The sequence below is a fragment of the Telluria sp. Soil_C_11 genome (assembly GCF_057657395.1).
In genome coordinates this window covers 80957-103162 of the sequence record NZ_JBDGIN010000002.1, presented here as the reverse complement: position 1 = coordinate 103162, position 22206 = coordinate 80957, and the positions used below count along the sequence as shown (strand labels likewise).

At 65.7% G+C, this 22206-nt stretch carries 24 protein-coding genes; 3 read left to right on the top strand and 21 right to left on the bottom strand.

From position 1 onward, the window contains the following. Positions 1-23 precede the first annotated feature (23 nt). The 3 genes from ribA to AC3A6M_RS03375 all read left to right on the top strand — a co-directional run bounded on the left by ribA (position 24) and on the right by AC3A6M_RS03375 (position 3249). Positions 24-671: a GTP cyclohydrolase II gene (gene ribA / locus AC3A6M_RS03385; RefSeq protein ID WP_487851325.1), complete on the top strand. Its 648-nt coding sequence runs from the start codon at positions 24-26 to the stop codon at positions 669-671. Positions 672-832: 161 nt separating this feature from the next. Continuing rightward, positions 833-2284: a S1 family peptidase gene (locus tag AC3A6M_RS03380; protein WP_487851324.1), complete on the top strand. Its 1452-nt coding sequence runs from the start codon at positions 833-835 to the stop codon at positions 2282-2284. Continuing rightward, positions 2281-3249 (top strand): FHA domain-containing protein, encoded by a 969-nt coding sequence (locus tag AC3A6M_RS03375; RefSeq protein ID WP_487851323.1) that lies wholly within the window; start codon positions 2281-2283, stop codon positions 3247-3249. Before AC3A6M_RS03380 ends, AC3A6M_RS03375 begins: the two co-directional genes overlap by 4 nt. 18 nt (positions 3250-3267) lie before the next feature. Here the strand turns inward: AC3A6M_RS03375 and AC3A6M_RS03370 are convergent, their stop codons facing one another. The 21 genes from AC3A6M_RS03370 to nuoG form a co-directional block, all read right to left on the bottom strand. After that, complete coding sequence (locus AC3A6M_RS03370) at positions 3268-3597, bottom strand: hypothetical protein (RefSeq protein WP_487851322.1); 330 nt, start codon at positions 3595-3597, stop codon at positions 3268-3270. Positions 3598-3732: 135 nt separating this feature from the next. Then, positions 3733-4344 carry a phasin family protein gene (locus AC3A6M_RS03365; RefSeq protein ID WP_487851321.1) on the bottom strand — a complete coding sequence of 204 codons (612 nt, stop codon included), beginning with the start codon at positions 4342-4344 and terminating at the stop codon, positions 3733-3735. Between the two features lie 167 nt (positions 4345-4511). After that, positions 4512-5438 carry an ion transporter gene (locus tag AC3A6M_RS03360; RefSeq protein ID WP_487851320.1) on the bottom strand — a complete coding sequence of 309 codons (927 nt, stop codon included), beginning with the start codon at positions 5436-5438 and terminating at the stop codon, positions 4512-4514. After that, a complete protein-coding gene (locus tag AC3A6M_RS03355; RefSeq protein ID WP_487851319.1) occupies positions 5435-5875 on the bottom strand; it encodes a VOC family protein in 441 nt (146 codons plus the stop codon). The genes AC3A6M_RS03360 and AC3A6M_RS03355 overlap by 4 nt, the downstream gene beginning before the upstream one ends. Then, positions 5865-6419, bottom strand: coding sequence for an NADPH-dependent FMN reductase (locus AC3A6M_RS03350; protein WP_487851318.1), 555 nt, complete (start codon positions 6417-6419; stop codon positions 5865-5867). Before AC3A6M_RS03350 ends, AC3A6M_RS03355 begins: the two co-directional genes overlap by 11 nt. A gap of 79 nt (positions 6420-6498) precedes the next feature. Continuing rightward, entirely contained in the window at positions 6499-7257 is a 759-nt protein-coding gene (locus AC3A6M_RS03345; protein WP_487851317.1) for a glutathione S-transferase family protein, read from the bottom strand. Between the two features lie 97 nt (positions 7258-7354). After that, positions 7355-7663: a hypothetical protein gene (locus AC3A6M_RS03340; protein WP_487851316.1), complete on the bottom strand. Its 309-nt coding sequence runs from the start codon at positions 7661-7663 to the stop codon at positions 7355-7357. 1 nt (position 7664) lies between these two features. Next, a complete protein-coding gene (locus AC3A6M_RS03335) occupies positions 7665-8897 on the bottom strand; it encodes an MFS transporter (RefSeq protein WP_487851315.1) in 1233 nt (410 codons plus the stop codon). 214 nt (positions 8898-9111) lie between these two features. Beyond that, positions 9112-9618, bottom strand: a complete 507-nt coding sequence (gene ispF / locus AC3A6M_RS03330) for a 2-C-methyl-D-erythritol 2,4-cyclodiphosphate synthase (RefSeq protein WP_487851314.1) — start codon at positions 9616-9618, stop codon at positions 9112-9114. Positions 9619-9623: 5 nt separating this feature from the next. Then, the gene (gene ispD, locus AC3A6M_RS03325) at positions 9624-10328 is read right to left on the bottom strand and encodes a 2-C-methyl-D-erythritol 4-phosphate cytidylyltransferase (RefSeq protein WP_487851313.1); all 705 of its coding nucleotides are present in this window, start codon (positions 10326-10328) and stop codon (positions 9624-9626) included. After that, a complete protein-coding gene (locus tag AC3A6M_RS03320; protein ID WP_487851312.1) occupies positions 10329-11066 on the bottom strand; it encodes a hypothetical protein in 738 nt (245 codons plus the stop codon). 1 nt (position 11067) lies between these two features. Continuing rightward, positions 11068-11625, bottom strand: a complete 558-nt coding sequence (locus AC3A6M_RS03315) for an NUDIX domain-containing protein (protein ID WP_487851311.1) — start codon at positions 11623-11625, stop codon at positions 11068-11070. 56 nt (positions 11626-11681) lie between these two features. Then, entirely contained in the window at positions 11682-12002 is a 321-nt protein-coding gene (locus AC3A6M_RS03310) for a DUF2818 family protein (RefSeq protein WP_487851310.1), read from the bottom strand. 9 nt (positions 12003-12011) lie between these two features. Further along, positions 12012-13538 (bottom strand): NADH-quinone oxidoreductase subunit NuoN, encoded by a 1527-nt coding sequence (nuoN, locus tag AC3A6M_RS03305; protein ID WP_487851309.1) that lies wholly within the window; start codon positions 13536-13538, stop codon positions 12012-12014. A gap of 18 nt (positions 13539-13556) precedes the next feature. After that, positions 13557-15062: an NADH-quinone oxidoreductase subunit M gene (locus AC3A6M_RS03300; RefSeq protein WP_487851308.1), complete on the bottom strand. Its 1506-nt coding sequence runs from the start codon at positions 15060-15062 to the stop codon at positions 13557-13559. A 17-nt stretch (positions 15063-15079) separates the two neighbouring features. After that, positions 15080-17212, bottom strand: a complete 2133-nt coding sequence (nuoL, locus tag AC3A6M_RS03295) for an NADH-quinone oxidoreductase subunit L (RefSeq protein ID WP_487851307.1) — start codon at positions 17210-17212, stop codon at positions 15080-15082. Between the two features lie 50 nt (positions 17213-17262). Then, on the bottom strand, positions 17263-17571 hold the full coding sequence (gene nuoK / locus AC3A6M_RS03290) for an NADH-quinone oxidoreductase subunit NuoK (RefSeq protein WP_036168632.1): 309 nt from the start codon (positions 17569-17571) through the stop codon (positions 17263-17265). After that, on the bottom strand, positions 17568-18221 hold the full coding sequence (locus AC3A6M_RS03285; protein ID WP_487851306.1) for an NADH-quinone oxidoreductase subunit J: 654 nt from the start codon (positions 18219-18221) through the stop codon (positions 17568-17570). Before AC3A6M_RS03285 ends, nuoK begins: the two co-directional genes overlap by 4 nt. Before the next feature lie 25 nt (positions 18222-18246). After that, positions 18247-18735 (bottom strand): NADH-quinone oxidoreductase subunit NuoI, encoded by a 489-nt coding sequence (nuoI, locus tag AC3A6M_RS03280; RefSeq protein ID WP_487851305.1) that lies wholly within the window; start codon positions 18733-18735, stop codon positions 18247-18249. 12 nt (positions 18736-18747) lie between these two features. Continuing rightward, positions 18748-19833: an NADH-quinone oxidoreductase subunit NuoH gene (nuoH, locus tag AC3A6M_RS03275; protein ID WP_487851731.1), complete on the bottom strand. Its 1086-nt coding sequence runs from the start codon at positions 19831-19833 to the stop codon at positions 18748-18750. Between the two features lie 5 nt (positions 19834-19838). Continuing rightward, complete coding sequence (nuoG, locus tag AC3A6M_RS03270) at positions 19839-22196, bottom strand: NADH-quinone oxidoreductase subunit NuoG (RefSeq protein ID WP_487851304.1); 2358 nt, start codon at positions 22194-22196, stop codon at positions 19839-19841. Positions 22197-22206 lie beyond the last annotated feature (10 nt).

Below are 22206 nucleotides of genomic sequence, written 5' to 3'. Positions count from 1 at the left end.
TGATTTTGTCCCAGGAATCCGTCATGCAAGACAACGCCGCCGCTTCGTCCAACCTCGTCGACTACGTCACGTCGTGTACCCTGCCGACGCCGTGGGCGCAGTTCACGCTGCACGCCTTCGTCGAGCACTCGACCGGCAAGGAGCATCTCGCGATGACCCTGGGCGACCTCTCCACGGGCGAACCGCCGCTGATGCGCATCCATTCGGAGTGCCTGACCGGCGACGTGATGTTCTCGCAACGCTGCGACTGCGGCGCCCAGCTCGAGGGCGCCCTGAAGAAGATCGCCGCCGAAGGGCGCGGCATCCTGCTGTACCTGCGCCAGGAAGGCCGCGGGATCGGCCTGGTGAACAAGATCCGCGCCTACCGCCTGCAGGAAGCCGGCGCCGACACGGTCGAGGCCAACCTGCAGCTGGGCTTCCACGCCGACGCCCGCAACTACGAGCTGGTGCAGCCGATGCTGCGCCATTTCGGCATCGCATCGGTGCGGCTGATGACCAACAACCCGCGCAAGATCGACGCCCTGACCAAGCTGGGCTTCGAGGTCGCCGAACGCGTGCCGCTGCTGGTCAACCGCAATGCCTTCAACAACGGCTACCTGAACACCAAGCAGGCCAAGCTGGGGCACATGATGACGCCGGCGGCGGAGGTGGTGCTGGACGGCGAGTTGTAAAGTTACCGTCGTCCCCGCGCAGGCGGGGACCCAAGTTCTGTTTGATCTGCCGATATGCAGGCAAACTTGGATCCCCGCCTTCGCGGGGACGACGATGGCTGCGCGAGCGACGTATCGCCCATCGGGCGCGGCCATCGTGATTTCTCTGGCAAGATGCCCGGATGCGACTCGCCCCGATCGCCATCCTGATCTGCACCGCCTGCGCCCTGGCTGCCGTCCGTGGCGCCGCCGCTCCTGCCGTGCCGAAGAACGTTACAACAGTTCAAGGTGCCGGCAGCAAGCCGGCTCCCCAGCCGCCGCTGGTCATTCCGCCCGCCACGCCGCCGGCCACCACCCCGCCTGCTCCCGGTCCCGGCGAGACCGACGAAACCACGGCCCTGCCGACGCCCTCCAGCGCCGCCCAGCAGCTGTACTCGGCCGCCCGGTCCGACCTGCTGCAGATCCGCATGCTGCTGAGGAACGGCAGCAGCCAGTCCACCGTGGGCTCGGGCTTCCTGGTCGGCACCTCCAACCTGGTGCTGACCAATTACCACGTGGTGTCGCAGATGGCGCTCGACCCGGAGGTCTTCAGCGGCGAGTACGTCGACACCGACGGCAAGACCGGCCCGGTGGAACTGATGGCGGTCGACGTGCTGCACGACCTGGCCGTGGTGCGCGTGAACCGCGCCGGCACCGGCTTCTTCCAGGTGCCCGACCACCCGGTCCGGCTGACCCAGGGCCAGTCCCTGTATTCGCTCGGTAACCCTCTCGATCTCGGCTTCGCGATCTCGGAAGGCGCCTACAACGGCGTGGTCACGCGCAGCTTCTACGACCAGCTGATCTTCACCGGCCCGATCAACTCCGGCATGAGCGGCGGACCCAGCGTGACGGCCTCGGGCACGGTAGCCGGCGTCAACGTCTCGAAGCGCCTGGACGGCGAGTCGGTCAGCTTCCTGGTGCCGGTCCGCTACGCGCAGGAGCTGCTGCGCAAGGTCGGCGCCCAGCCGCATCCGCCGAAGAATTTCAATCCGCTGATCGCCCAGCAGCTGCTGGCCCACCAGCGCGAGATGATCGACCGCCTGCTGGCCGAGCCGCTGACGATCAAGACCATGGGCCCCTACCACGTGCCGGTGCGCGAGTCGCAGCAGTTGCGCTGCTGGGGACGTTCGAACTTCCGCCTCGAAGCCGAGTACACGGGCGATTCGGTGAGCTGCGCGATGGAAGTCGCGGTCTACGTCTCCGACACCCAGCAGACCGGGCACGTATCGATGTCGCACCTTTACCTGCGCTCGGCCGCCATGCATCCGCTGCAGTTCGCCCTGCTCGCCAGCGGCCGTTTCAGCGTCGACCGCGCCGGCGCCTCGCGCGACGTGCGCCTGACCCGCCCGTCCTGCACCGAGCAGTTCGTGCACACGGCCACCCTGCCGCTGCGCGCCGTCACCTGCGTACGCGCCTACCGCAAGTTCGCCGGCCTGTACAACTTCACCCTGCTCACCGCCAGCACCGACGACGGCCGCGCCAGCCTGCAGAGCCGCCTCGACCTGGCCGGGGTCTCCTTCGAAAACGGCCTGCGCACCACGCGCGCCTTCCTGTCCGCGCTGGGACGGAGCCGGCCGCAGGCGGTGCGCCGATGAGCGGCCCCTGGACCATCGAGACCCTGGCGCGCAACGGCGACGTGTTGCAGCGCAGCCGCGTCGAGACGCTGCCGATCCGGATCGGACGCGGCTACGATAACGACCTGATCCTCGACGACGACTACGTCGCCGCCTGCCATGCCGTGATCGAGCTGAACCCCGCCGGGCGCCTGCTGCTGCGCGACCTCGGCAGCAGGAACGGGATCGTCCATCGCGGCCGGCGCCGGCCGGAGCTGGTGCTGTCCGGCGACACCGTGGTGCGCATCGGCCATACCTCGCTGCGGGTGCGCGCCGCCAGCTTTCCGGTGGCGCCGGAACTCGAGGACCGCACCTTCCACCGCTGGGAAGGCGTGCTGCCGGGTGCGACGGGACTGGTGCTGGCCGGCGGCGTCGCCCTGTTCGCGCGCTGGATCAGCGACACCCAGGTCTTCGAGCTCGGGCGCTACTTCGAGGCGCTCGCCTGGAGCATCGGCGCAGCCCTGCTGTGGGGCGGTGTATGGGCCTTCGCCAACCGCTTGTTCGGGCGCCACGCGCGCCTGGGGCGTCACCTGTTCGTGTTCGGTTGCGGGCTGGCCGCGCTGACCGTGACGGCGCTGCTGGGCGCCACCGCCGCGTATGCCTTTTCGGCCGAATCCATTTCCCATTACGCCTCGCACGCGGCGACACTGCTGATGGCGGGAATGGTCTATTTCGGGCTCTGCACCGTCACGCCGCAGCACCGGCGCCGCTACCGCTGGGTCGCCGCCAGCCTGGCGGTGCTGGGCTCGGGCCTGATCCTGACTGTCAACCTGCAGCGCACCGGCCGCCTGGCGGACGAGCTGTACATGGCGGTGCTGCTGCCGCCCGGGGTCCGGGTCAGCCGCGACCATGGCATCGACGAATTCATGCGCGAGGTGGAGGGCATGAAGGGAGGACTCGACCGCGGCCGCGGACGCAAGCCGGGCGAGGATGCGCTGGAGGATTGATCTTGTCGCCGCGGCGTCTCAATGCCGGCCGCGCCAGCCGCCTCCATGCCCGCCCCATCCGCGTCCACCCCAGCCATGTCCGGCCCAGCCCGAGCCGCGCCAGCCATGGCCGCCGCGATAGCCGTAACCGCCGCCGTAGCGGTGTTCGTAATAGCCGAAGCTGAGCGAAATCGGCGGTCCCGCATACACCGGTCCGCCATAGCTGTAGGGGTAGGTGTAATAAGGCGCGGACACCGGCGCCCCATCGTAGGCCGCATACGGCGGACCATAATAGGCGCAGCCCGACAGGGCCGCGCCCGCCAGCGCCAGTGCCAGGCGCTTCGCCATGCTGATGTTTCGGGATTCCATCGCAATACTCCCGTTCGTACTTCCTCCTTTCATTCTAGGCCGGATGGTACTAATTACAATTTACTTTTTTCATTGCAGCTGGTCCTGCAAGGACGGGGCGCCCGCTACCGCAAGCGCCCCGCCTGCCTGCGCAGCTCAGTGCGTCGTTGCGCCCCGCTGGCCCTGGCTGCCCGACTGCGCGCCGGCCTGGGCGCCGGACGGCACGCGCTCCTGGCCGCCCTGGGCGCCCGGCGAAGAGGCGCCGCGCGCGCCATCGCCGCCGGGGCCCGCCTGCGCGGCGCCGTTGCCGGTGGCGTGGGCGAACGGATCGGCGAACTGGCGCACGGTTTCCTGCTGGGCGCGCAGGCCACGCTCGGTCTGCTCGGTGGCGTCGCGCGCCACTTCGTCGGCCAGGGCGCGTGCGGTGCGGGTGGTGTTCTGGACGTGCTGCTCGGTCACCCGCGCCATTTCCACCTGGGCGTCGGCCGCCAGGCGGGTGATGTGCTGCTGGTAGGCGCGCAGCTTGTCCGTGGTCGGCTGCGCGCGCGCGGTGGCGGCGCTCAGCAGTTCGGTCTGGCGGTCGGCGCTCAGCACCTGCTTGCTCGCCAGGGTGGTTTCCTCGATCAGGGTTTGCACCAGCTGGATGTTCAGGTCGCACATCTGCTGGAAGGAGCGGAACAGCGACTTGGAGATGTCGTTCAGGAATGCGGTCTGGGCGTCGACATGGGTGCGCACCGCCGGCGCCACGCTTTGCGGAAATGGGTACATGCGTTTGCCTCGCTTTAAGAATAGTGGATCGGAAAAGGCCACGGCGCCGCATGGGCACGGCAGGTCAGCCCCTTTGCTGCACTGCCGCATACCGTGGCGCGAAGCTAGAAGACTAAAGGTGCGCCGTCATGCGCATTTGAGATGAATTAATCGTGCCGGACTTGAAATCAGGACGGTGCGTCCTGCTGCGGCTGCGGCTGCGGCACCGGCAGCGCCGCCCCGCAGTCCTTGCAGAAACGTGCTCCCGGTTCATGTCCGCCGCTGCCGCAGGCGGCACAGTGGCGGACCGCCAGGATGCGTGCGGCGCCGCGCCGGCGGTCGTTGCGGCTGGCGGCGATCTCGGCCGTGACGATGCCGGTCGGCACCGCCAGGATGCCCCAGCCCAGCAGCATCATGAAGGAAGCGATCGCCTTGCCCAGGTGGGTGTGCGGCGTGATGTCGCCGTAGCCGACCGTGGTCATGGTGACGGTGGCCCAGTACATCGCGACCGGGATGCTGGTGTAGCCGTTCTTCGGCCCCTCGACCACGTACATGACGGTGCCGAGGATCAGGATCGCCATCAGCACCACCGACAGGAATACCATGATCTTGCGGCGGCTGGCGGACAGCGCCTCGCCCAGCCGCGTGTATTCCTCGATGTAGAGGGTGAGCTTGAAGATCCGGAACACGCGCAGCAGGCGCAGGATGCGGATGTCGAGCAGCAGCTCGGTGCCCGGCACCAGCAGCGAAAAATAACTGGGCAGCACCGCCAGCAGGTCGATGACGCCGTAGAAGCCCGTCGCATAGCGCCAGGGCCGCTGCACGCAGATCACGCGCGCCAGGTATTCGGCCGTGAACAGCCCGGTGAAGGTCCACTCGGCGATGTTCAGGAGAGCGCCGTGGTCCCGGTGCAGTCCCGGCACGCTGTCCAGCACCACCACCAGGATGCTGAGCAGGATCGCGAACACCAGCGCGATGTCGAAGCGGCGCCCGGCCGGGGTGTCGGCCTCGAAGATGATGTCGAACATGCGCCGCCGCAATCCGCCCGGCGGCTTGCCGTACGAGTCCGGCACCTGCGATACGTAAGGCGGGGCGGCGGGCTTGTCCGGCTTCACTTTGAGGCCGGCCCCTTCAGCTCGATCATATTGCCTTCCGGGTCGTGCAGGTAGATCGACGGCCCCTCCCCTTCGGCGCCGAAGCGCGATTCGAGCGGTCCCGCGTCGACGCCGTGCGCCGCCAGGTGGGCACGGATCGCGGCCTCGTCGAAAGGGTCGATGCGGAAGCACACGTGGTCGACATTGCGGCCCTCGCGGCCGGGCGCGGCGCCGCCCATGCGGCCCAGCTTGCCGTCCACCGGCACCAGGTCCAGCATCGCGCTGCCGGCGCGCAGCTGCACCAGGCCGATCTCGTCCTGGCGCCGCACTTCGGCGCAGCCGAGCACCTCGCCGTAGAAGCGCTGCATGCGCGCCAGGTCGACCACGCGCAGTACCACATGGTCGATCTCGCGGATCGCGATCGGGCCGCGCGGACCGGGCGCCCCGTCAGTCGGCATGGCGCTCGACCCAGGTGGCAAAGCATTCCATGAACTGCTGCAGGAAGCCGTTCAGCGATTCGTCGGTGAGCCTGTCGCCGTCGAACTTGTTGCCGATCCCGCCGATATACGCCTCGGGCGACTGCATGCAGGGCATGTTGAGGAACACCAGGCACTGGCGCACCGCGTGGTTGGCGCCGAAACCGCCCAGCGCGCCCGGAGAATTGCTGACCACGGCGCAGGGCTTGCCGGTCCACGCCGCCTTGCCGTAGGGACGCGAGCCGACGTCGATGGCATTCTTCAGCACGCCCGGCAGCGAGCGGTTGTACTCGGGCGTGCAGAACAGCACGCCATCCACCTCGCGGATGCGGTCGCGGAACTCGGTCCAGCGCGGCGGCGGCGACTCGGTCTCGTCATCCTGGTTGTACATCGGCAGATGGGAGATATCGATGATCTCCAGCTCCAGCGTGGGCGGAGCGACCAGCATCAGCTGCTTGGCCAGCTTGCGGGTGAACGATTCCTTGCGGAGGCTGCCTACCAGTACTGCGATCTTTCGCGTTGCCATGGGGATCCTCTGATGTTGTGCGGATGTCCACATGATAGCGCGGAAGCCGGCGCCGGGTGGCCGGCCTCGTGCGCCGCCATCAGCAGGCCGGCTGGCCGGCGCCGGCCCAGTAGCGCTGCCAGATACGGTCGTGGTAGGCCATCAATGCGGGCTGGGCCCGGGCAGCATCCTGGAGCGGACCGGGAAACGGGTGTTTAATGAGCGTGTGCAATTGGCCGAACAGGCTGGCATCGACAGTGCTGGGCACGGCGCCGAACAGGTAGTCCTGGCTGCCGAGCAGGGTGGCGACGGCCTGCAGTCCGGTGCGGCCGATCGCGATGACCTCGTCGTAGCTGTGGCGTCCGATGCCCTGCTGCCATGCCTGGCGCTTCACGTGGCGCCGAATGCGCGGCAACAGTATCGGAAACAGGAACGGTACAAGGGGCTGCTGCCAGGCGGGGACGCTGCGTTTCGCGTAGTCGAGCAGGAGCGGCCGGTAGCGCTCGAAACCGTCGTCGACGCTCCAGCGCAGGTAGAGGCCGACGAAATACAGTTGGCTTTCGACCAGCGCCTTGATCGCCTCGGCCTGGGCACATTGCAGCGGGCTCAGGTGTGTATCGCACAGCGCGCGCGGATCGTGCCGCTGCAGATGCGCGATGATGAAGGACGAGTCGGCAATCAGGCGGCCGTCCACCAGCGCGGTCGGCAGCTTGGCCTTCGGCATCTCGCGCGGGCCGCCTGTCCGGGTCTCGTAAGGAATGCCGGACATGCGCAGCCAGGTCTCCAGCTTGACGACGAACGGACTGATGTCCGGCGTTCCGGCGCCCTCGGGGTAGCCGTACTTGTAGACGACGATCATGTGTGCCCTTCCGCAAACGGTGCAGTGGTCGTTCCACTGTAACGCCGGACCGGGGCGCGGTCTACCCTCAACCCGGAGAGGACATCGCCGCACCCGCTCAGATGCGCCGGCGCCGATACTCGTCCAGGAAGCTGGCCGCCTCCCTGTCGTCCAGCACCTTCACCGGATCGCCATGGTGGGCATACAGGTAGGGCGCCCCGCCCGCCCGGTCGGTCAGCTTGGCGCGGATCAGGAAGCGCGTCCCGGCCGGATACACGGCCGGGTCGCGCAAGGCGCGCGCGCACTGCACGCGCATCGAAGTCGCGTAGGCCTGCCCGGCCATCGGCTTGATGCGCAACGTTCCGGTGCGCGGATCGACGGCCGATTCGACCGCGACGTCGCGGTAGGCCCAGGGATCGCGCGCCATCTCAGGCCTTTGCCGCGGCCGCTGCCGGCGCGTGCGGGCGCGCTTCGCGGATCGGCAGGTTGACCAGCGCGGCGGCCAGCGCCAGCAGGATGTCGGCGTACCACATCCACGAATAATCGCCGAAGTGGACGAAGGCCAGGCCGCCCAGCCAGGCGCCGAAGAAGCCGCCGACCTGGTGCGACAGCAGGGTCAGGCCGAACAGGGTCGACAGGTAGCGCGTGCCGAACAGCTTGCCGACCAGGCCCGCCGTCGGCGGCACCGTCGCCAGCCAGGAGAAGCCCAGCGCGGCGGCGAACAGGTAGAAGGTCAGCGCGGTCTTCGGCGCCAGCAGGTACAGGCCGATGATCACGGCGCGGCCGCCGTAGATCGCGGCCAGCAGCCACTTCATGCGGTAGCGCTGGCCGAGCGCGCCCGCGATCAGCGAGCCGGCGATGTTGAACAGGCCGATCAGGCCGAGCGCCTTGGCCGACACCGCGGCCGGCAGGCCGCACAGCGCAACTTCGCCCGGCAGGTGGGTCACCAGGAAGGCGATGTGGAAGCCGCAGGTGAAGAAGCCGGCGTGCAGGCACAGGTAGCTCTTGTCGCGCAGCGCTTCGCGGACCTGGCGGCCCAGCGTGGTTTCATCGATCGCGGCGGCCGCCCTCGCCGGCGCCTTCTGGCCGCGCATGAGGAAGGCCAGCGGGATCGTCAGCAGCGTGGTCGCGGCCAGCGAGATCATCGCCACCACCCAGCCGCTGGCCTGGATCACGGCCTGCACCAGCGGCGAGAACACGAACTGGCCGAACGAGCCGCCGGCGTTGATGAAGCCGGCGGCGAAGTGCCGGCGCCCGGCTGGCAGGCGCTGGGCGGTGGCGCCGATCAGGATCGAGAAGCTGCCGGCGCCCGCGCCCGCCGCCGACAGGACGCCGAGGGTCATCATCAGCCCGAACTGCGAGGAGACGAAAGGCGTGGCCGCCAGGCCGAGCGCCAGCATCACACCGCCCAGCACGATCACGCGCGCCGGCCCCCATTTGTCGGCCACGGCGCCGAACACCGGCTGCGAAGCGCCCCACATGAACTGGCCGACCGCCATCGCCAGGCTGATCGAGGCGACTCCGAGGCCGGTCGAGGTATTGATCGGCGAGAGGAACAGGCCGGTGGTCAGGCGCGCCGCCATCGTGATCATCAGGATCGCGCTGGCGGACAGGATCAGGAGCCAGGCGGCGCGCGGGCTCATTGCGGTGTCGGTGGTCATCTTGGGGGGCCGTGTTGTCTTTATTGCCGATAGTGTGGCACGGCGCGTGAAGACTTGCAGAGGACGGCATAAAAACGTCGGCCCAGCGCAGGCGGGGACCCAGGTTCTGCATGGGCTATCGAAACGCTGGCAAACTTGGGTCCCCGCCTTCGCGGGGACGACGGGAGGGTGCGGAGTCGGGTCGGGCAATGCCCGGCACGACGAATCGGACTGTTCAGGCCTTGACCAGCAAGGCCACCGCCTCGGCCGCCATGCCCTCTTCGCGGCCCAGGAAGCCGAGCTTCTCGTTGGTCTTGGCCTTGATGTTCACCTGCTGCGGCGAGACGCCGATGTCTTCGGCGATGCGCGACACCATTTGCGGGATGTGCGGCGCCATCTTCGGCTGCTGGGCGATGATGGTGGCGTCGATGTTGCCGATGGTGTAGCCGGTGGCGAGCACGCGCGAGGCCACTTCGCGCAGCAGGGTGCGCGAATCGGCGCCGGCGAACATCGGGTCGGTGTCCGGGAAGTGCTTGCCGATGTCGCCGAGGGCGGCGGCGCCCAGCAGCGCGTCGATGATGGCGTGCAGCAGCACGTCGGCGTCCGAGTGGCCGAGCAGGCCGAGGCGGTGCGGGATGGTAACGCCGCCGACGATCAGCTTGCGGCCTTCGACCAGGGCGTGGCAGTCATAGCCGGTCCCGATACGGAACGGCGGAGTGGGGTTATACGATGCAAGAGCCATGGCGTTCACACGAGTTCGGGTTGGGACACTGCCAGGTACAGCTCGGCGATCCGGATGTCGTCCGGCAGGGTCACTTTCAGGTTGCGGGGATGTCCTTCGACTAACTTGGGGGTCAATCCGAGGGCTTCAACCGCGCTGGCGTCATCGGTAATCGACGCCGGATCGCTGGCCGCCTTCAGGGCTTCGGCCAGCAGCTTGAAACGGAACATCTGCGGGGTCTGCGCCAGCCACAGGCCGTTGCGCGGAATGGTGCCGCAGGCTTCGCCTTCGATGCAGCGCTTGACGGTGTCGACCACCGGCAGTCCCAGCAGGCCGCCGACGGGATGCTCGCCGACGCTGGCGATCAGCTTTCCGATCAGCTCGGCGGTCAGGCCGGGACGGGCGGCGTCATGCACCAGCACCCAGTCGGTCGGCGCCAGGGTGTTGGCCAGCACGGCCAGGCCGTTGCGCACCGACTCCATGCGGCTGGCGCCGCCGCAGCGCAGCACGGTCACGCCATGCGTCGGGGCGACGGTGTCGATGTAGGGGTCGTCCGGGCTCACCACGACGAAAGTGTGCGCGATCAGGTCGCTCGACAGGAAGGCGTCGAGGGTATGGCGAAGCATCGGCTTGCCGCCGATTTTCAGGTATTGCTTCGGGCTGCCCGCACCCATGCGGGCGCCGACGCCGGCAGCCGGGATTAAGGCAAAGTAACGTGGTGCTTGATTCATTTATGAGCTTGTTGACGAACGTGGGTGTCTTGTCGATCCAATAAGAGACTGTACCTCACCTTGGCAAACTTTGCTGAGACGCGCGTATTCACCCGCGCTGTCAATACGGGCCTGCAGCCCCTTCGCCCTGCCCATTTCGCGCTTGATGAAGGGCATCCAGCGTCCGTCCAGTTCAGCCTGCACACGCGACAGCGACTGGCCTTGCGGCGCGACCACGGGACGGGCGTCGAACCGGCCCGCGAGCGCATCGCGCACCGTCCTTTCCACTTTCGGCAGGAATTCGACGTAGGCTTTGAGGTGGCGCATCTCATGCGCAAGTATTTCGCGGTACGCGCAGGTTCCCGGTGCGAACTCGCTGCCGACATACACCACGATGGGCAGGTAGGACAGGCTGACCGCGATCCGGGGCGACATGCATTCCATGCCGCTGTCCGGATCGCTCGCGATGCTGCCTTCGACGCTGATCGCGACCCGCGACTCGGCGCGCGTCAGCCCCAGCACGTACTCGCCCACGCGCTCGCGCTTGAGGCGCGTGAGCTCGCGGTAGGACAGGCTGTTGTCGACGCGGTAGCCAGTGTCGTGCGCTTCGACGCTGACCGCGGGGCGCCGGCCGGCGCCGCCCGGGCCGGCTTCGCAGCGGGCCCCGACCGGCGTGCCGGCGGCAGCCTCGCCCGCCGCCAGCATCAGCCAGAGAGGCAGGCCCAGCGCGAGCAGCGGCCGCAGCGCCGGCGTCGGCATCTCAGGTGGGTGTCCAGGTGCCGGCGGCGAATTTCTCCAGCCAGAAGGTACCGATGATGGTCTTCACGTCGGTGATCTCGCCGCGCCGGACCATCTCCAGCAGTTCCGGGATGGTGGCCGTGAACAGTTCGAGGAACTCGCCTTCATCCAGCTTCGCCTCGCCCTGAGTCAGGTCGCGCGCCAGGAAGATGTCGAGGTGTTCGTCGGAATACGCGATCGCGTTGTGGATGGTGCAGACGAAGTTCCACTCCTTCGCCGTGTAGCCGGTTTCCTCTTCCAGCTCGCGCCTGGCGGTGGCGAGAGGAAGTTCGCCCGGATCGATTTTCCCGGCCGGGAATTCGATGAAGACACGGTCGTTCGGATAGCGGAACTGGCGCTCCAGCAGCACGCGGCCGTCCGGCAGCAGCGGCAGGATCACGACCGCGCCGGGATGGCGGATGAATTCGCGCTGGCTCTCCGAGCCGTCGGGCAGCTTGATGCGGTCGCGCGTGACTTTGAGGAAGTGGCCGTCGTAGGCCAGCTCGCCGTCGATGCGGGTTTCTCTGAGGTGGGAATCCATGGATGCTCCGGTGATGCGTAGGTTTTCGACAGCACCGGCGCCATGGACGCGGGTGCTCAGCTCCGGCGCTTTCTCAGGTAACGCAGTACGAAACCGGGGAAGGCCAGCACGACGAACATGCACGCCGTGATTGCATAGAATTCCCAGGTCTGGGGAAAGGCATTGCCGATCCGGGATTCCAGCAAACGGGCGAGTCCGCCGACGACGAAGTATAAAACAAACAACTCGAGAAGGCGCACGACGAACAACTTCGCGTGCGCCCTGCCCTGCGCTGGCTTCAGGGGAATGAAGCCGAACACGCTCTCGTTCAGGAAAGGCAGGTTGGCGAACGCGATCGCGACCGCGATCACCAACCAGGTTGCCAGGGACAGGTCCACCGGCGAGTCTTACGAACCCAGGGTCTGGGTCATGGCGTTCAGGCATGCGCTCAGCAGGCCGTTCGGCACCACGCCCAGCACCACCACCAGCACGCCGTTCAGCGACAGGGCCACGCGCATGTCGATCGGGGTCACGATCGGCGAAGCGTCCACCACGTCGTCGAACCAGATGGTCTTCACCACGCGCAGGTAGTAGAAGGCGCCGATCAGCGAGAACAGCACGGCGACGATCGCCAGCCAGTACTGGCCGGTCGCGACCACGGCCTGCAGGACCGCCCACTTGGCCATGAAGCCCATCATCGGCGGCACGCCGGCCAGCGAGAACATCAGCACGGTCATGACCAGGGCGTACCACGGGCTGCGCTTGGCCAGGCCTTTGAAGTCGGAGATTTCTTCCGCTTCGAAGCCCGAGCGCGCCAGCATCATCACCAGGCCGAAACTGCCCAGGGTGGTCAGCACGTAGGTGATGGTGTAGTACATGGCGGCGCTGTAGGCCGGGGCGGCGTTGGCGGCGTTGAACGCATCGCGCGGTCCGGTGGTGCCTGCCATCATGCCGAGCAGCACGAAGCCGAGCTGGGCGATGGTCGAGTAGGCCAGCATGCGCTTGATGTTGGTCTGCGAGATCGCGGTCAGGTTACCCACGGCCAGCGACAGCACGGCCAGGGCCAGCAGCATCTGCTGCCAGTCGAAGGCCATCTGGAGCAGGCCTTCGGCCAGGATGCGGATCATCATCGCGAACGACGCCAGTTTCGGCGCGGCGCCCAGCAGCAGGGTCACGCCGGTCGGCGAACCCTGGTAGACGTCCGGCACCCACATGTGGAACGGGACCGCGCCCAGCTTGAAGGCCATGCCGGCGACGACGAACACCAGGCCGAACACCAGGATGGTGTGGTTGGCGGCGCTGGCGGCGGTCAGCTTGGCGATCGTGGTGATGTCCAGCGAACCGGTGGCGCCGTAGATCATCGAAATACCATAGAGCATGAAGCCCGAGGCCAGCGAACCCAGGATGAAGTACTTCATCGCGGCTTCGGTCGAGATCGCGTGGTCGCGGCGCATTGCCACCAGCGCGTACAGCGACAGCGACATCAGTTCCAGGCCCAGGTAGATCGGCAGCATGTTGTTGCCGGAGATCATGATCATCTGGCCCAGCATGGTGAACAGGGCCAGGACGTAGAACTCGCCGCCCATGTTACCGGACATCATGCCGCGGTCGCCCGAGTACTGGCGCGAATACACCAGGGTGATACCGACCGCCAGGTAGGTGAACAGCTTCAGCAGGTTCGCCATCGGGTCCGACACGAACATGTTGAAGAACGTATAGGTCGTGGTGCCGGCGTTGAAATCGGCCCAGGTGATCACCGCGCAGCCGACCAGGGTCAGCAGCGACAGGATGTAGGTGATATTCCGCTTCCCTTCCTTCAGGAACATGTCGATCAGGAGGATCGCGCAGGACGCGACCACCAGGAAGATTTCCGCGGACAACGGCGCCATGTTGATGGACGCCGCCGAAAGAGTCGTATTAATCATCGGATTCATATCGTTGTAGTTTCCTGCTTAGTGCAACGGCGGCAGCTTGCTGACCGACACGTGCTGCAGCAGGTCGGCCACCGACACTTGCAGCGAGTCGGTGAACGGCGCCGGATACAGGCCCATGTAGATGGTCAGGATCGCCAGCACGCCCAGCATGAAGAACTCGCGGCCGTTCAGGTCGGTCAGTTCGGCCACGTGGCGGTTAGCGATCTTGCCGAACACGACGCGCTTGACCATCCACAGCGAGTAGGCTGCGCCCAGGATCAGGGCGGTGGCGGCCAGCAGGCCGGTCCAGAAGTTGAACTTCACCGCGCCCAGGATCACCATGAATTCGCCCACGAAGCCGGAGGTCGCCGGCAGGCCGCAGTTGGCCATCGCGAACAGGACCGAGAAGGCGGCGAACTTCGGCATGGTGTTCACGACACCGCCGTAGTCGGCGATTTCACGCGAGTGCATGCGGTCGTACAGCACGCCGATGCACAGGAACATCGCGCCCGACACGAAGCCGTGCGAGATCATCTGGACGATGCCCCCCTGCACGCCGATCTCGTTGAAGATGAAGAAGCCGAGGGTGACGAAACCCATGTGGGCGATCGACGAGTACGCAACCAGTTTCTTCATGTCCTTCTGGACCATCGCCACCAGGCCGATGTAGATCACGGCGATCAACGACAGCACGATGATCATCGGCGCCAGGTAATGCGAGGCGTCCGGGGCGATCGGCAGCGAGAACCGCAAGAAGCCGTAGCCGCCCAGCTTCAGCATGATCGCGGCCAGCACCACCGAACCGCCGGTCGGCGCTTCCACGTGGGCGTCCGGCAGCCAGGTGTGCACCGGCCACATCGGGACCTTGACGGCGAAGGCCATCAGGAAGGCCAGGAAGATCAGGACCTGTTCCGTCATGGTCAGCGGCAGCTGGTGCCATGCCAGGATGTCGAACGAGCCGCCCGACTTGTTGTACAGGTAGATGATGGCGATCAGGGTCAGCAGCGAACCCATGAAGGTGTACAGGAAGAACTTGAACGCCGCGTACACACGGTTCGGGCCGCCGAACACGCCGATGATGATGTACATCGGGATCAGGGTGGCTTCGAAGAAGAAGTAGAACAGCAGGCCGTCCAGCGAGACGAACACGCCGATCATCAGGCCCGACAGCATCAGGAAGGAGCCCATGTACTGGGCCACGCGCTCCTCGATCACCTGCCATGCGGAGATGACGACGATGATCGTGATGAAGGCGGTCAGGGGCACGAACCAGAGGCTCAGGCCGTCGATGCCGAGGTAGTAGTGGATGTTGAAGCGAGCGATCCAGGCCGCCTTTTCGACGAATTGGGGGCCATGGGCGATATTGCTGAAGCTCGACATCAGCGGGATGGTCGGCAGGAAGCTGACCACCGCGCCGATCAGCGACAGCACGCGGGTGAAGCCCGCCTTGCTGTCACGGCCGACGGCCAGCACGATCATACCGAAGATGATCGGAAGCCAGACCGAGAGGCTCAGGTACGGGTAGGAGGAAATCGTGGACTGCATCTTGTTTTTCTCTCTGTTTAAGCGTGCCAGAACGGGAAGAAGTACAGCAGCGTACCCAGCACGCCCAGGATCATCACGAACGCATAGTGGTAGATGTAACCAGTCTGGAACGTACGGACGACGGTCGAGAACCAGCCCACCAGCTTGGCGGAACCGTTGACCAGCAGGCCGTCGATCAGGACACGGTCACCGATCTGCCAGAGGCCCTTGCCCAGGCCGCGTGCGCCGCCTGCGAAGAAGACCTCGTTGAACTTGTCCATGTAGTACTTGTTGTCCAGCAGAGTGTGGATCGGGCGCAGTTTGTTGTAGAACCAGGCCGGCACACGCGGATTGATCATGTAGCAGTAGTAGGCGGCGACGACACCGGCCAGGGCCAGGATGAACGGCAGCGAGGTGAAGGCGTGCACGCCCATCGCGGCGGCGCCGTGGAACTCGTGCGCCAGTTCTTCCATCGCCGGGTGGTTTTCGCCGACGAAGATCACGCCCTTGAAGAAGTCGCCGAACAGCATCGGACCGATCGCCAGGAAACCGATGATGACCGACGGGATCGCCAGCAGGATCAGCGGCAGGGTCACGACCAGCGGCGACTCGTGCGGCTTCTGGCCCGGGGCCAGGCCATGGTGGCCGTGTGCGTCTTCCTCTTCTTCTTCGTGGTGCGCGGTGGCTTCATGCAGCGCGGTCGGATCCTTGCCTTCGGCGCCATGGTTGTTGTCATGGGCGTGGTGGGCGTGCTCGTCATGGTGGTCGTGCGCATGGGCCTTGCCGAAACGCTCTTCACCGTGGAACACCAGGAAGTACATGCGGAAGGAGTAGAAGGCGGTAATGAACACGCCGGCCACGACCGCGAAGTAGGCGAAACCGGCGCCGGCCATGCCTGCGTGCTTGGCGGCGGCCACGGCCTCGATGATCGAGTCCTTCGAGTAGAAGCCGGCGAAGAACGGGGTGCCGATCAGGGCCAGCGAGCCGAGCAGCGAGGTGATCCAGGTGATCGGCATGTACTTGCGCAGGCCGCCCATGTTGCGCATGTCCTGGTCGTGGTGCATGCCGATGATGACCGAACCCGCGCCGAGGAACAGCAGGGCCTTGAAGAAGGCGTGGGTCATCAGGTGGAACACGGCCACGTTATACGCCGACACGCCCAGCGCGACGGTCATGTAGCCCAGCTGCGAAAGCGTGGAATAAGCAACCACGCGCTTGATGTCGTTCTGGATGATGCCCAGGAAGCCCATGAACAGCGCGGTGATCGAACCGATCACGACGATGAAGGACAGCGCGGTGTCCGACAGCTCGAACAGCGGCGACATGCGGGTCACCATGAAGATGCCGGCGGTAACCATGGTCGCGGCGTGGATCAGCGCCGAGATCGGGGTCGGGCCTTCCATCGAATCCGGCAGCCACACGTGCAGCGGGAACTGCGCCGACTTGCCCATCGCGCCGATGAACAGGCAGATGCAGGCCGCGGTCAGCAGCGGCCAGGTGGTACCCGGCACGAACATGGTCGACAGCGCGCCGGCCTTGGCGAAGGTCTCGCCGTAGTTCATGGTGCCGGTGGCGGCCAGCAGCAGGCCGATGCCGAGGATGAAGCCGAAGTCGCCGACGCGGTTGACCAGGAAGGCCTTCATGTTCGCGAAGATCGCCGTCGGACGGGTGTACCAGAAGCCGATCAGCAGGTACGAGACCAGGCCCACCGCTTCCCAGCCGAAGAACAGCTGCAGGAAGTTGTTGGACATGACCAGCATCAGCATCGAGAAGGTGAACAGCGAGATGTACGAGAAGAAGCGGTTGTAGCCTTCGTCCTCGGCCATGTAGCCGATCGTGTAGATGTGGACCATCAGCGACACCGAAGTCACCACGCACATCATCATTGCCGACAGCGCGTCGATCTGGAAACCGACCGTCATCTTCATGGTGCCGATGGTCATCCAGGTGTAGACGTCGCCGTTGAAGCTTGCGCCATCCAGCACGTTCATGAGCGTCATGATCGAGATGACCATGGCGATGAAGACGCCTGCGATGGTCGCGGTATGCGACACCTTGCGGCCGACCACGTTCCCGAAGAACTTGGTGCCGAGCAGGCCGGCGATCGCCGAGCCCGCGAGCGGCGCCAGAGGCACCGCCAGCAAGAGGTTAGGGTTAATTGGCCCCGTCATTTTCTATAGCCTTATGTCTTGTTTATCGAGGAGTTCACAGAACAAACCGATTAGCCCTTCAGGCTGTCGAGGTCTTCCACGTTGATCGTGTCCAGGTTACGGAACAGGACCACCAGGATCGCCAGGCCGATCGCCGATTCGGCGGCCGCGACAGTCAGGATGAAGAACACGAAGATCTGCCCTGCTGCATCACCCAGATAGTGCGAGAAGGCGACGAAGTTCAGGTTCACTGCCAGCAGCATCAGTTCGATGGCCATCAGCAGGATGATGATGTTCTTCCGGTTCAGGAAAATACCGACCACCGAGATCGCGAACAGGATCGCGCCGAGGATCAGGTAGTGAGCGAGCGACAGAGTCATGGAGCCTCCTTCTTGGCTTCTGCGGCGGCCACTGCGGCTGCATCGATCGCCTTCTGGTTCACCGCCTGCATCTTGACGATGCGCAGGCGGTCGTTACGCTTGACGCGGACGGCGAGCGCCGGGTCGATGGCTTTGGTGTCCTTGCGCTTGCGCAGGGTCAGGGCCACGGCGGCGATGATCGCCACCAGCAGGATCAGGCCGGCGATTTCGAAGCCGTAGATGTACTGGGTGTAGATCAGGCGGCCGAGTTCGCGGGTGCCGCCGATGTGGCCGACAGCCGTCTCGAGCGGGGCTTCGCCCTGGCCGAGGAAGCCGCGCCACAGGACGGCGGCCATCTCGACCACGATCAGGGCGCCGATCGCCGAGGCGATCGGGAGGTAGCCCCAGAAGCCTTCGCGCATGCGGTCGATGTTAATGTCGAGCATCATGACGACGAACAGGAACAGCACCATCACGGCGCCGACATAGACCAGCACCAGCACGATGGCGAGGAACTCGGCCTTCAGCAGCATCCAGATGCCGGCGGCGTTGAAGAACGCGAGCACCAGGAACAGCGCGGCGTGCACCGGGTTCTTGGCGGTAATGACGCGCAACCCGGCGATGATCATGACCGCCGAGAACACGTAGAACAGAACAGTTGTGAATTCCATGACTTACGCAGGAGCCCTCTTGTTATTAGCGATATTTCGCATCTGCTTCGCGAGCAGCGGCGATCTCGTTTTCGTAGCGGTCACCCACGGCCAGGAGCATTTCCTTGGTGTAGTACAGGTCGCCACGCTTTTCGCCGTGGTATTCCAGCACCTGGGTCTCGACGATCGAATCGACCGGGCACGATTCTTCGCAGAAGCCGCAGAAGATGCACTTGGTCAGGTCGATGTCATAGCGCGTGGTGCGGCGGGTGCCGTCCTCGCGCTGCGCCGATTCGATCGTGATCGCCATGGCCGGGCACACCGCTTCGCACAGCTTGCAGGCGATGCAGCGCTCTTCCCCGTTGGGGTAGCGGCGCAGCGCGTGCAGGCCGCGGAAACGCGGCGAGATCGGGGTCTTTTCTTCCGGGTACTGGACGGTAATCTTGCGCGACAGCGCATACTTGCCGGTCAGCGCCAGGCCCTTGAATAGCTCGGACAGCATCAGGCTGCCGAAGAAATCTTTTACTCGAGTCATTTCTGCGCTTCCTTACTTCCAAATGTTCCACGGCGTCTGCATCACGGCAGCAACCAGGACCAGCCACACCAGGGTCAGCGGGATGAACACTTTCCAGCCGAGGCGCATGATCTGGTCATAGCGGTAACGCGGGAACGTCGCGCGGACCCAGATCATCATCGACACGACCAGGAAGGCTTTCACGGCCAGCCAGAAGAAGCCGCCGAAGGCGCCGCCGAACTCGAGGAACGAGAACGGAGCCTGCCAGCCGCCCAGGAACATCACCGCGGTCAGGGTCGACACCAGGATCATGTTGGCGTACTCGGCCAGCATGAACATCGCGTACGACATGCCCGAGTACTCGACCATGTGGCCGGCCACGATTTCCGATTCGCCTTCCACCACGTCGAACGGGTGGCGGTTGCACTCCGCCAGGCCGGAGATGAAGTAGATCACGCACAGCGGCAGCAGCGGCAGCCAGTTCCACGACAGGAAATTCAGGCCGTGGGCCGCCATCGAGCCGACCGCCTGCTTGGCCACGATGTCCGAGAAGTTCAGCGAACCGGACACCATCAGGATCACCACCATCACGAAGCCCATCGGGATCTCGTACGAGATCATCTGGGCCGAGGCGCGCATCGCGCCCATGAAGGAGTACTTCGAGTTCGCGGACCAGCCGGCGATGATAATGCCGTACACCTCCATCGAGGTGATCGCCAGCAGCAGCAGCAGGCCGGCGTTGACGTTGGCCAGCGCGACTTCCGGGCCGAAGGGAATGACCGACCACGCGGCCAGGGCTGGCATGATGGTCATGATCGGGCCGATCACGAACAGCGGTGCGCTGGCCTTGGCCGGGATCACGATTTCCTTCAGCAGCAGCTTGACGCCGTCGGCGAGCGGCTGCAACAGGCCGATCGGGCCCACGCGGTTCGGGCCGACGCGGATCTGGATCCAGCCGATCAGCTTGCGCTCCCACAGGGTCAGGTAAGCCACCAGGCCCATCAGCGGAGCAACGATCACGAGGATCTTGATGACCGTCCAGACGAACGACCAGGCGGTCGCACCGAGCACGTTCGCGCCGCCGGCATTGAAGCTATTAATTACATCAGGCATCGACATTTTCATTAAGCCTTTTCAATCGAAATCGGACCGAACATGGCGCCCAGCGACGAGGTCAGCTGGTGAGCCGCGGCCACGCGCACGACGTTCGCCGGCAGGCGCGCATCGACGGCGGCGACCAGGGTCGCGCTGCCCTCCCCTTGCTGCACGGTGACCATGTCGCCGGCCTGCACGCCCAGCACCTCGGCCAGCTTGGCCGAAATGGTGGCCAGCGGGGCCTGGGCGTCGGCGGTGCGCAGCAGCGGTTCCGAACGGCGCGCGATGGCGTCGGCGAAGTAGATCGGCACGTCGGCCAGGCGCTCCAGCTTCAGCTCGCCGTCGGCGCCGTCGGCGTACCTGGCCGAGACCGGGGCCAGCTTGGCGACGTTGTTCAGCTTTGCCGACAGGTCGGTATTGCCCTTGCCCAGCGCTTCGTCGCGGATCGATTCCGAGTTCTCGTAATCGAAGCCCGACAGGCCCAGCAGGTTGCCCAGCACGCGCAGCACTTTCCAGGCCGGACGGGTCTCGCCCAGCGGCTTGACGGTGCCGTTGAAGCTCTGTGCGCGGCCTTCGCAGCTCACGAACGTGCCGGCGGTCTCGCTGAACGGCGAGATCGGCAGCAGCACGTCGGCGTAGTCCATGCCGTGCTTGAAGGCCGACATGGCGACGACCATCTCCGCGCCCTGCAGGGCCTTGATGGCTTGCTGCGGGTTGGCGGCGTCCAGTTCCGGCTCGGCGTTCAGCAGCACGTAGGCTTTCTTCGGCTGGGCGAACAGGTTCGCAGCGTTCTTCGAGACCGCGTTCACCAGGTAGCCGCCGACGGTGTTGGCGGCGTCGACGAAGTAACCGAGCTTGGCGCCGGTCTGTTCGGCGATCCACTGCGCCACGGCGTGCAGCTGCGACGCCTGCGGATGCTGTGCGGCGGCGTTACCCAGCAGAATAGCGCCAGGAACGTCAGCGCCCGCCAGGTCGGCCGCGCCTTCCACCACCAGGGTGGCGGCGATGGCTTTGGCGGCGTCCGTCGCCTCGATGCCCTCGAAGCCGGCCGGGGCGTTGACACCCTTGGCGGCGGCGATGGCGACGGCGATGTCCGACAGCGCGGCCAGCCAGTCCGACGGCGCGGCGATCAGGCGGCCGGCGGTCGGGATCAGGTTGTCGTCGTCCGAACCGTGGACGATCGCCAGCTTGGCGCCCGACTTGACGGCGGCGCGCAGGCGGGTCGCGGCCAGCGGGTGGTCCTTGCGCAGGAAGGAGCCGACCACCAGCACGCGCTTGAGGGTCGACAATTCGGCGACCGGCATGCCCAGCCACGGCGTGACCGCGCCGTCCAGCGCGAAGTCGCTCTGGCGCAGGCGGAAGTCGACGTTCTCGATACCGAAGCCACGCATGGCTTTCTGCAGCAGGTACAGTTCTTCGACGGTCGAGTGCGGCGTGGCGACGGCGGCGATGCTGTCGGCGCCATGCTCGTGGCGGATGTTGCGCAGGCCGTGGGCGACGTATTCGAGGGCGGTCTGCCAGTCGGTGTCGATCCACTTGCCGTCCTGCTTGATCATCGGGTTGACCAGGCGGTCGGCGTTGTCCAGCGCCTCGTACGCGAAGCGGTCCTTGTCGGACAGCCAGCACTCGTTGATGTGTTCGTTTTCCAGCGGCAGCACGCGCATCACCTTGCCGCCCTTGACCTGGACGATCAGGTTGGTGCCCAGCGAGTCGTGCGGCGACACCGAACGGCGGCGCTGCAGTTCCCACGGACGCGCCGAGTAGCGGAACGGCTTGCTGGTCAGCGCGCCGACCGGGCACAGGTCGATCATGTTGCCCGACACTTCGGAGTCGACGGTCTTGCCGACGAAGGTGGTGATCTCCGAGTGCTCGCCGCGGCCGACCATGCCGAATTCCATCACGCCGGCCACTTCCTGGCCGAAGCGCACGCAACGGGTGCACTGGATGCAGCGGCTCATCTCTTCCATCGAGATCAGCGGACCGGCTTCCTTCGGGGTCACGACGCGCTTTTCTTCGCTGTAGCGCGAGCCGCTCTTGCCGTAGCCGACCGCCAGGTCCTGCAGCTGGCATTCGCCGCCCTGGTCGCAGATCGGGCAATCCAGCGGATGGTTAATCAGGAGGAACTCCATCACCGACTTCTGTGCCTGCACCGCCTTGTCGCTGTGGGTGCGCACGATCATGCCCGGCGAGACCGGGGTCGCGCAGGCCGGCATCGGCTTCGGTGCCTTTTCGACTTCCACGAGGCACATGCGGCAGTTCGCTGCGATCGACAGTTTCTTGTGATAGCAGAAGTGCGGGATATAGGTTCCCAGTTTATTCGCGGCGTCCATCACCATGGAACCTGGCGGGACTTCTACTTTCTTGCCGTCTAATTCAATTTCAACCATTTGATCGTTA

Coding starts and splice junctions, on each gene's coding strand:
- ribA (WP_487851325.1), top strand. CDS start 24: ATGCAAGACAACGCCGCCGCTTCGTCCAACCTCGTCGACTACGTCACG.
- AC3A6M_RS03380 (WP_487851324.1), top strand. CDS start 833: ATGCGACTCGCCCCGATCGCCATCCTGATCTGCACCGCCTGCGCCCTG.
- AC3A6M_RS03375 (WP_487851323.1), top strand. CDS start 2,281: ATGAGCGGCCCCTGGACCATCGAGACCCTGGCGCGCAACGGCGACGTG.
- AC3A6M_RS03370 (WP_487851322.1), bottom strand. CDS start 3,597: ATGGAATCCCGAAACATCAGCATGGCGAAGCGCCTGGCACTGGCGCTG.
- AC3A6M_RS03365 (WP_487851321.1), bottom strand. CDS start 4,344: ATGTACCCATTTCCGCAAAGCGTGGCGCCGGCGGTGCGCACCCATGTC.
- AC3A6M_RS03355 (WP_487851319.1), bottom strand. CDS start 5,875: ATGCCGACTGACGGGGCGCCCGGTCCGCGCGGCCCGATCGCGATCCGC.
- AC3A6M_RS03350 (WP_487851318.1), bottom strand. CDS start 6,419: ATGGCAACGCGAAAGATCGCAGTACTGGTAGGCAGCCTCCGCAAGGAA.
- AC3A6M_RS03345 (WP_487851317.1), bottom strand. CDS start 7,257: ATGATCGTCGTCTACAAGTACGGCTACCCCGAGGGCGCCGGAACGCCG.
- AC3A6M_RS03340 (WP_487851316.1), bottom strand. CDS start 7,663: ATGGCGCGCGATCCCTGGGCCTACCGCGACGTCGCGGTCGAATCGGCC.
- AC3A6M_RS03335 (WP_487851315.1), bottom strand. CDS start 8,897: ATGACCACCGACACCGCAATGAGCCCGCGCGCCGCCTGGCTCCTGATC.
- ispF (WP_487851314.1), bottom strand. CDS start 9,618: ATGGCTCTTGCATCGTATAACCCCACTCCGCCGTTCCGTATCGGGACC.
- ispD (WP_487851313.1), bottom strand. CDS start 10,328: ATGAATCAAGCACCACGTTACTTTGCCTTAATCCCGGCTGCCGGCGTC.
- AC3A6M_RS03320 (WP_487851312.1), bottom strand. CDS start 11,066: ATGCCGACGCCGGCGCTGCGGCCGCTGCTCGCGCTGGGCCTGCCTCTC.
- AC3A6M_RS03315 (WP_487851311.1), bottom strand. CDS start 11,625: ATGGATTCCCACCTCAGAGAAACCCGCATCGACGGCGAGCTGGCCTAC.
- nuoN (WP_487851309.1), bottom strand. CDS start 13,538: ATGAATCCGATGATTAATACGACTCTTTCGGCGGCGTCCATCAACATG.
- AC3A6M_RS03300 (WP_487851308.1), bottom strand. CDS start 15,062: ATGCAGTCCACGATTTCCTCCTACCCGTACCTGAGCCTCTCGGTCTGG.
- nuoL (WP_487851307.1), bottom strand. CDS start 17,212: ATGACGGGGCCAATTAACCCTAACCTCTTGCTGGCGGTGCCTCTGGCG.
- nuoK (WP_036168632.1), bottom strand. CDS start 17,571: ATGACTCTGTCGCTCGCTCACTACCTGATCCTCGGCGCGATCCTGTTC.
- AC3A6M_RS03285 (WP_487851306.1), bottom strand. CDS start 18,221: ATGGAATTCACAACTGTTCTGTTCTACGTGTTCTCGGCGGTCATGATC.
- nuoI (WP_487851305.1), bottom strand. CDS start 18,735: ATGACTCGAGTAAAAGATTTCTTCGGCAGCCTGATGCTGTCCGAGCTA.
- nuoH (WP_487851731.1), bottom strand. CDS start 19,833: ATGTCGATGCCTGATGTAATTAATAGCTTCAATGCCGGCGGCGCGAAC.
- nuoG (WP_487851304.1), bottom strand. CDS start 22,196: ATGGTTGAAATTGAATTAGACGGCAAGAAAGTAGAAGTCCCGCCAGGT.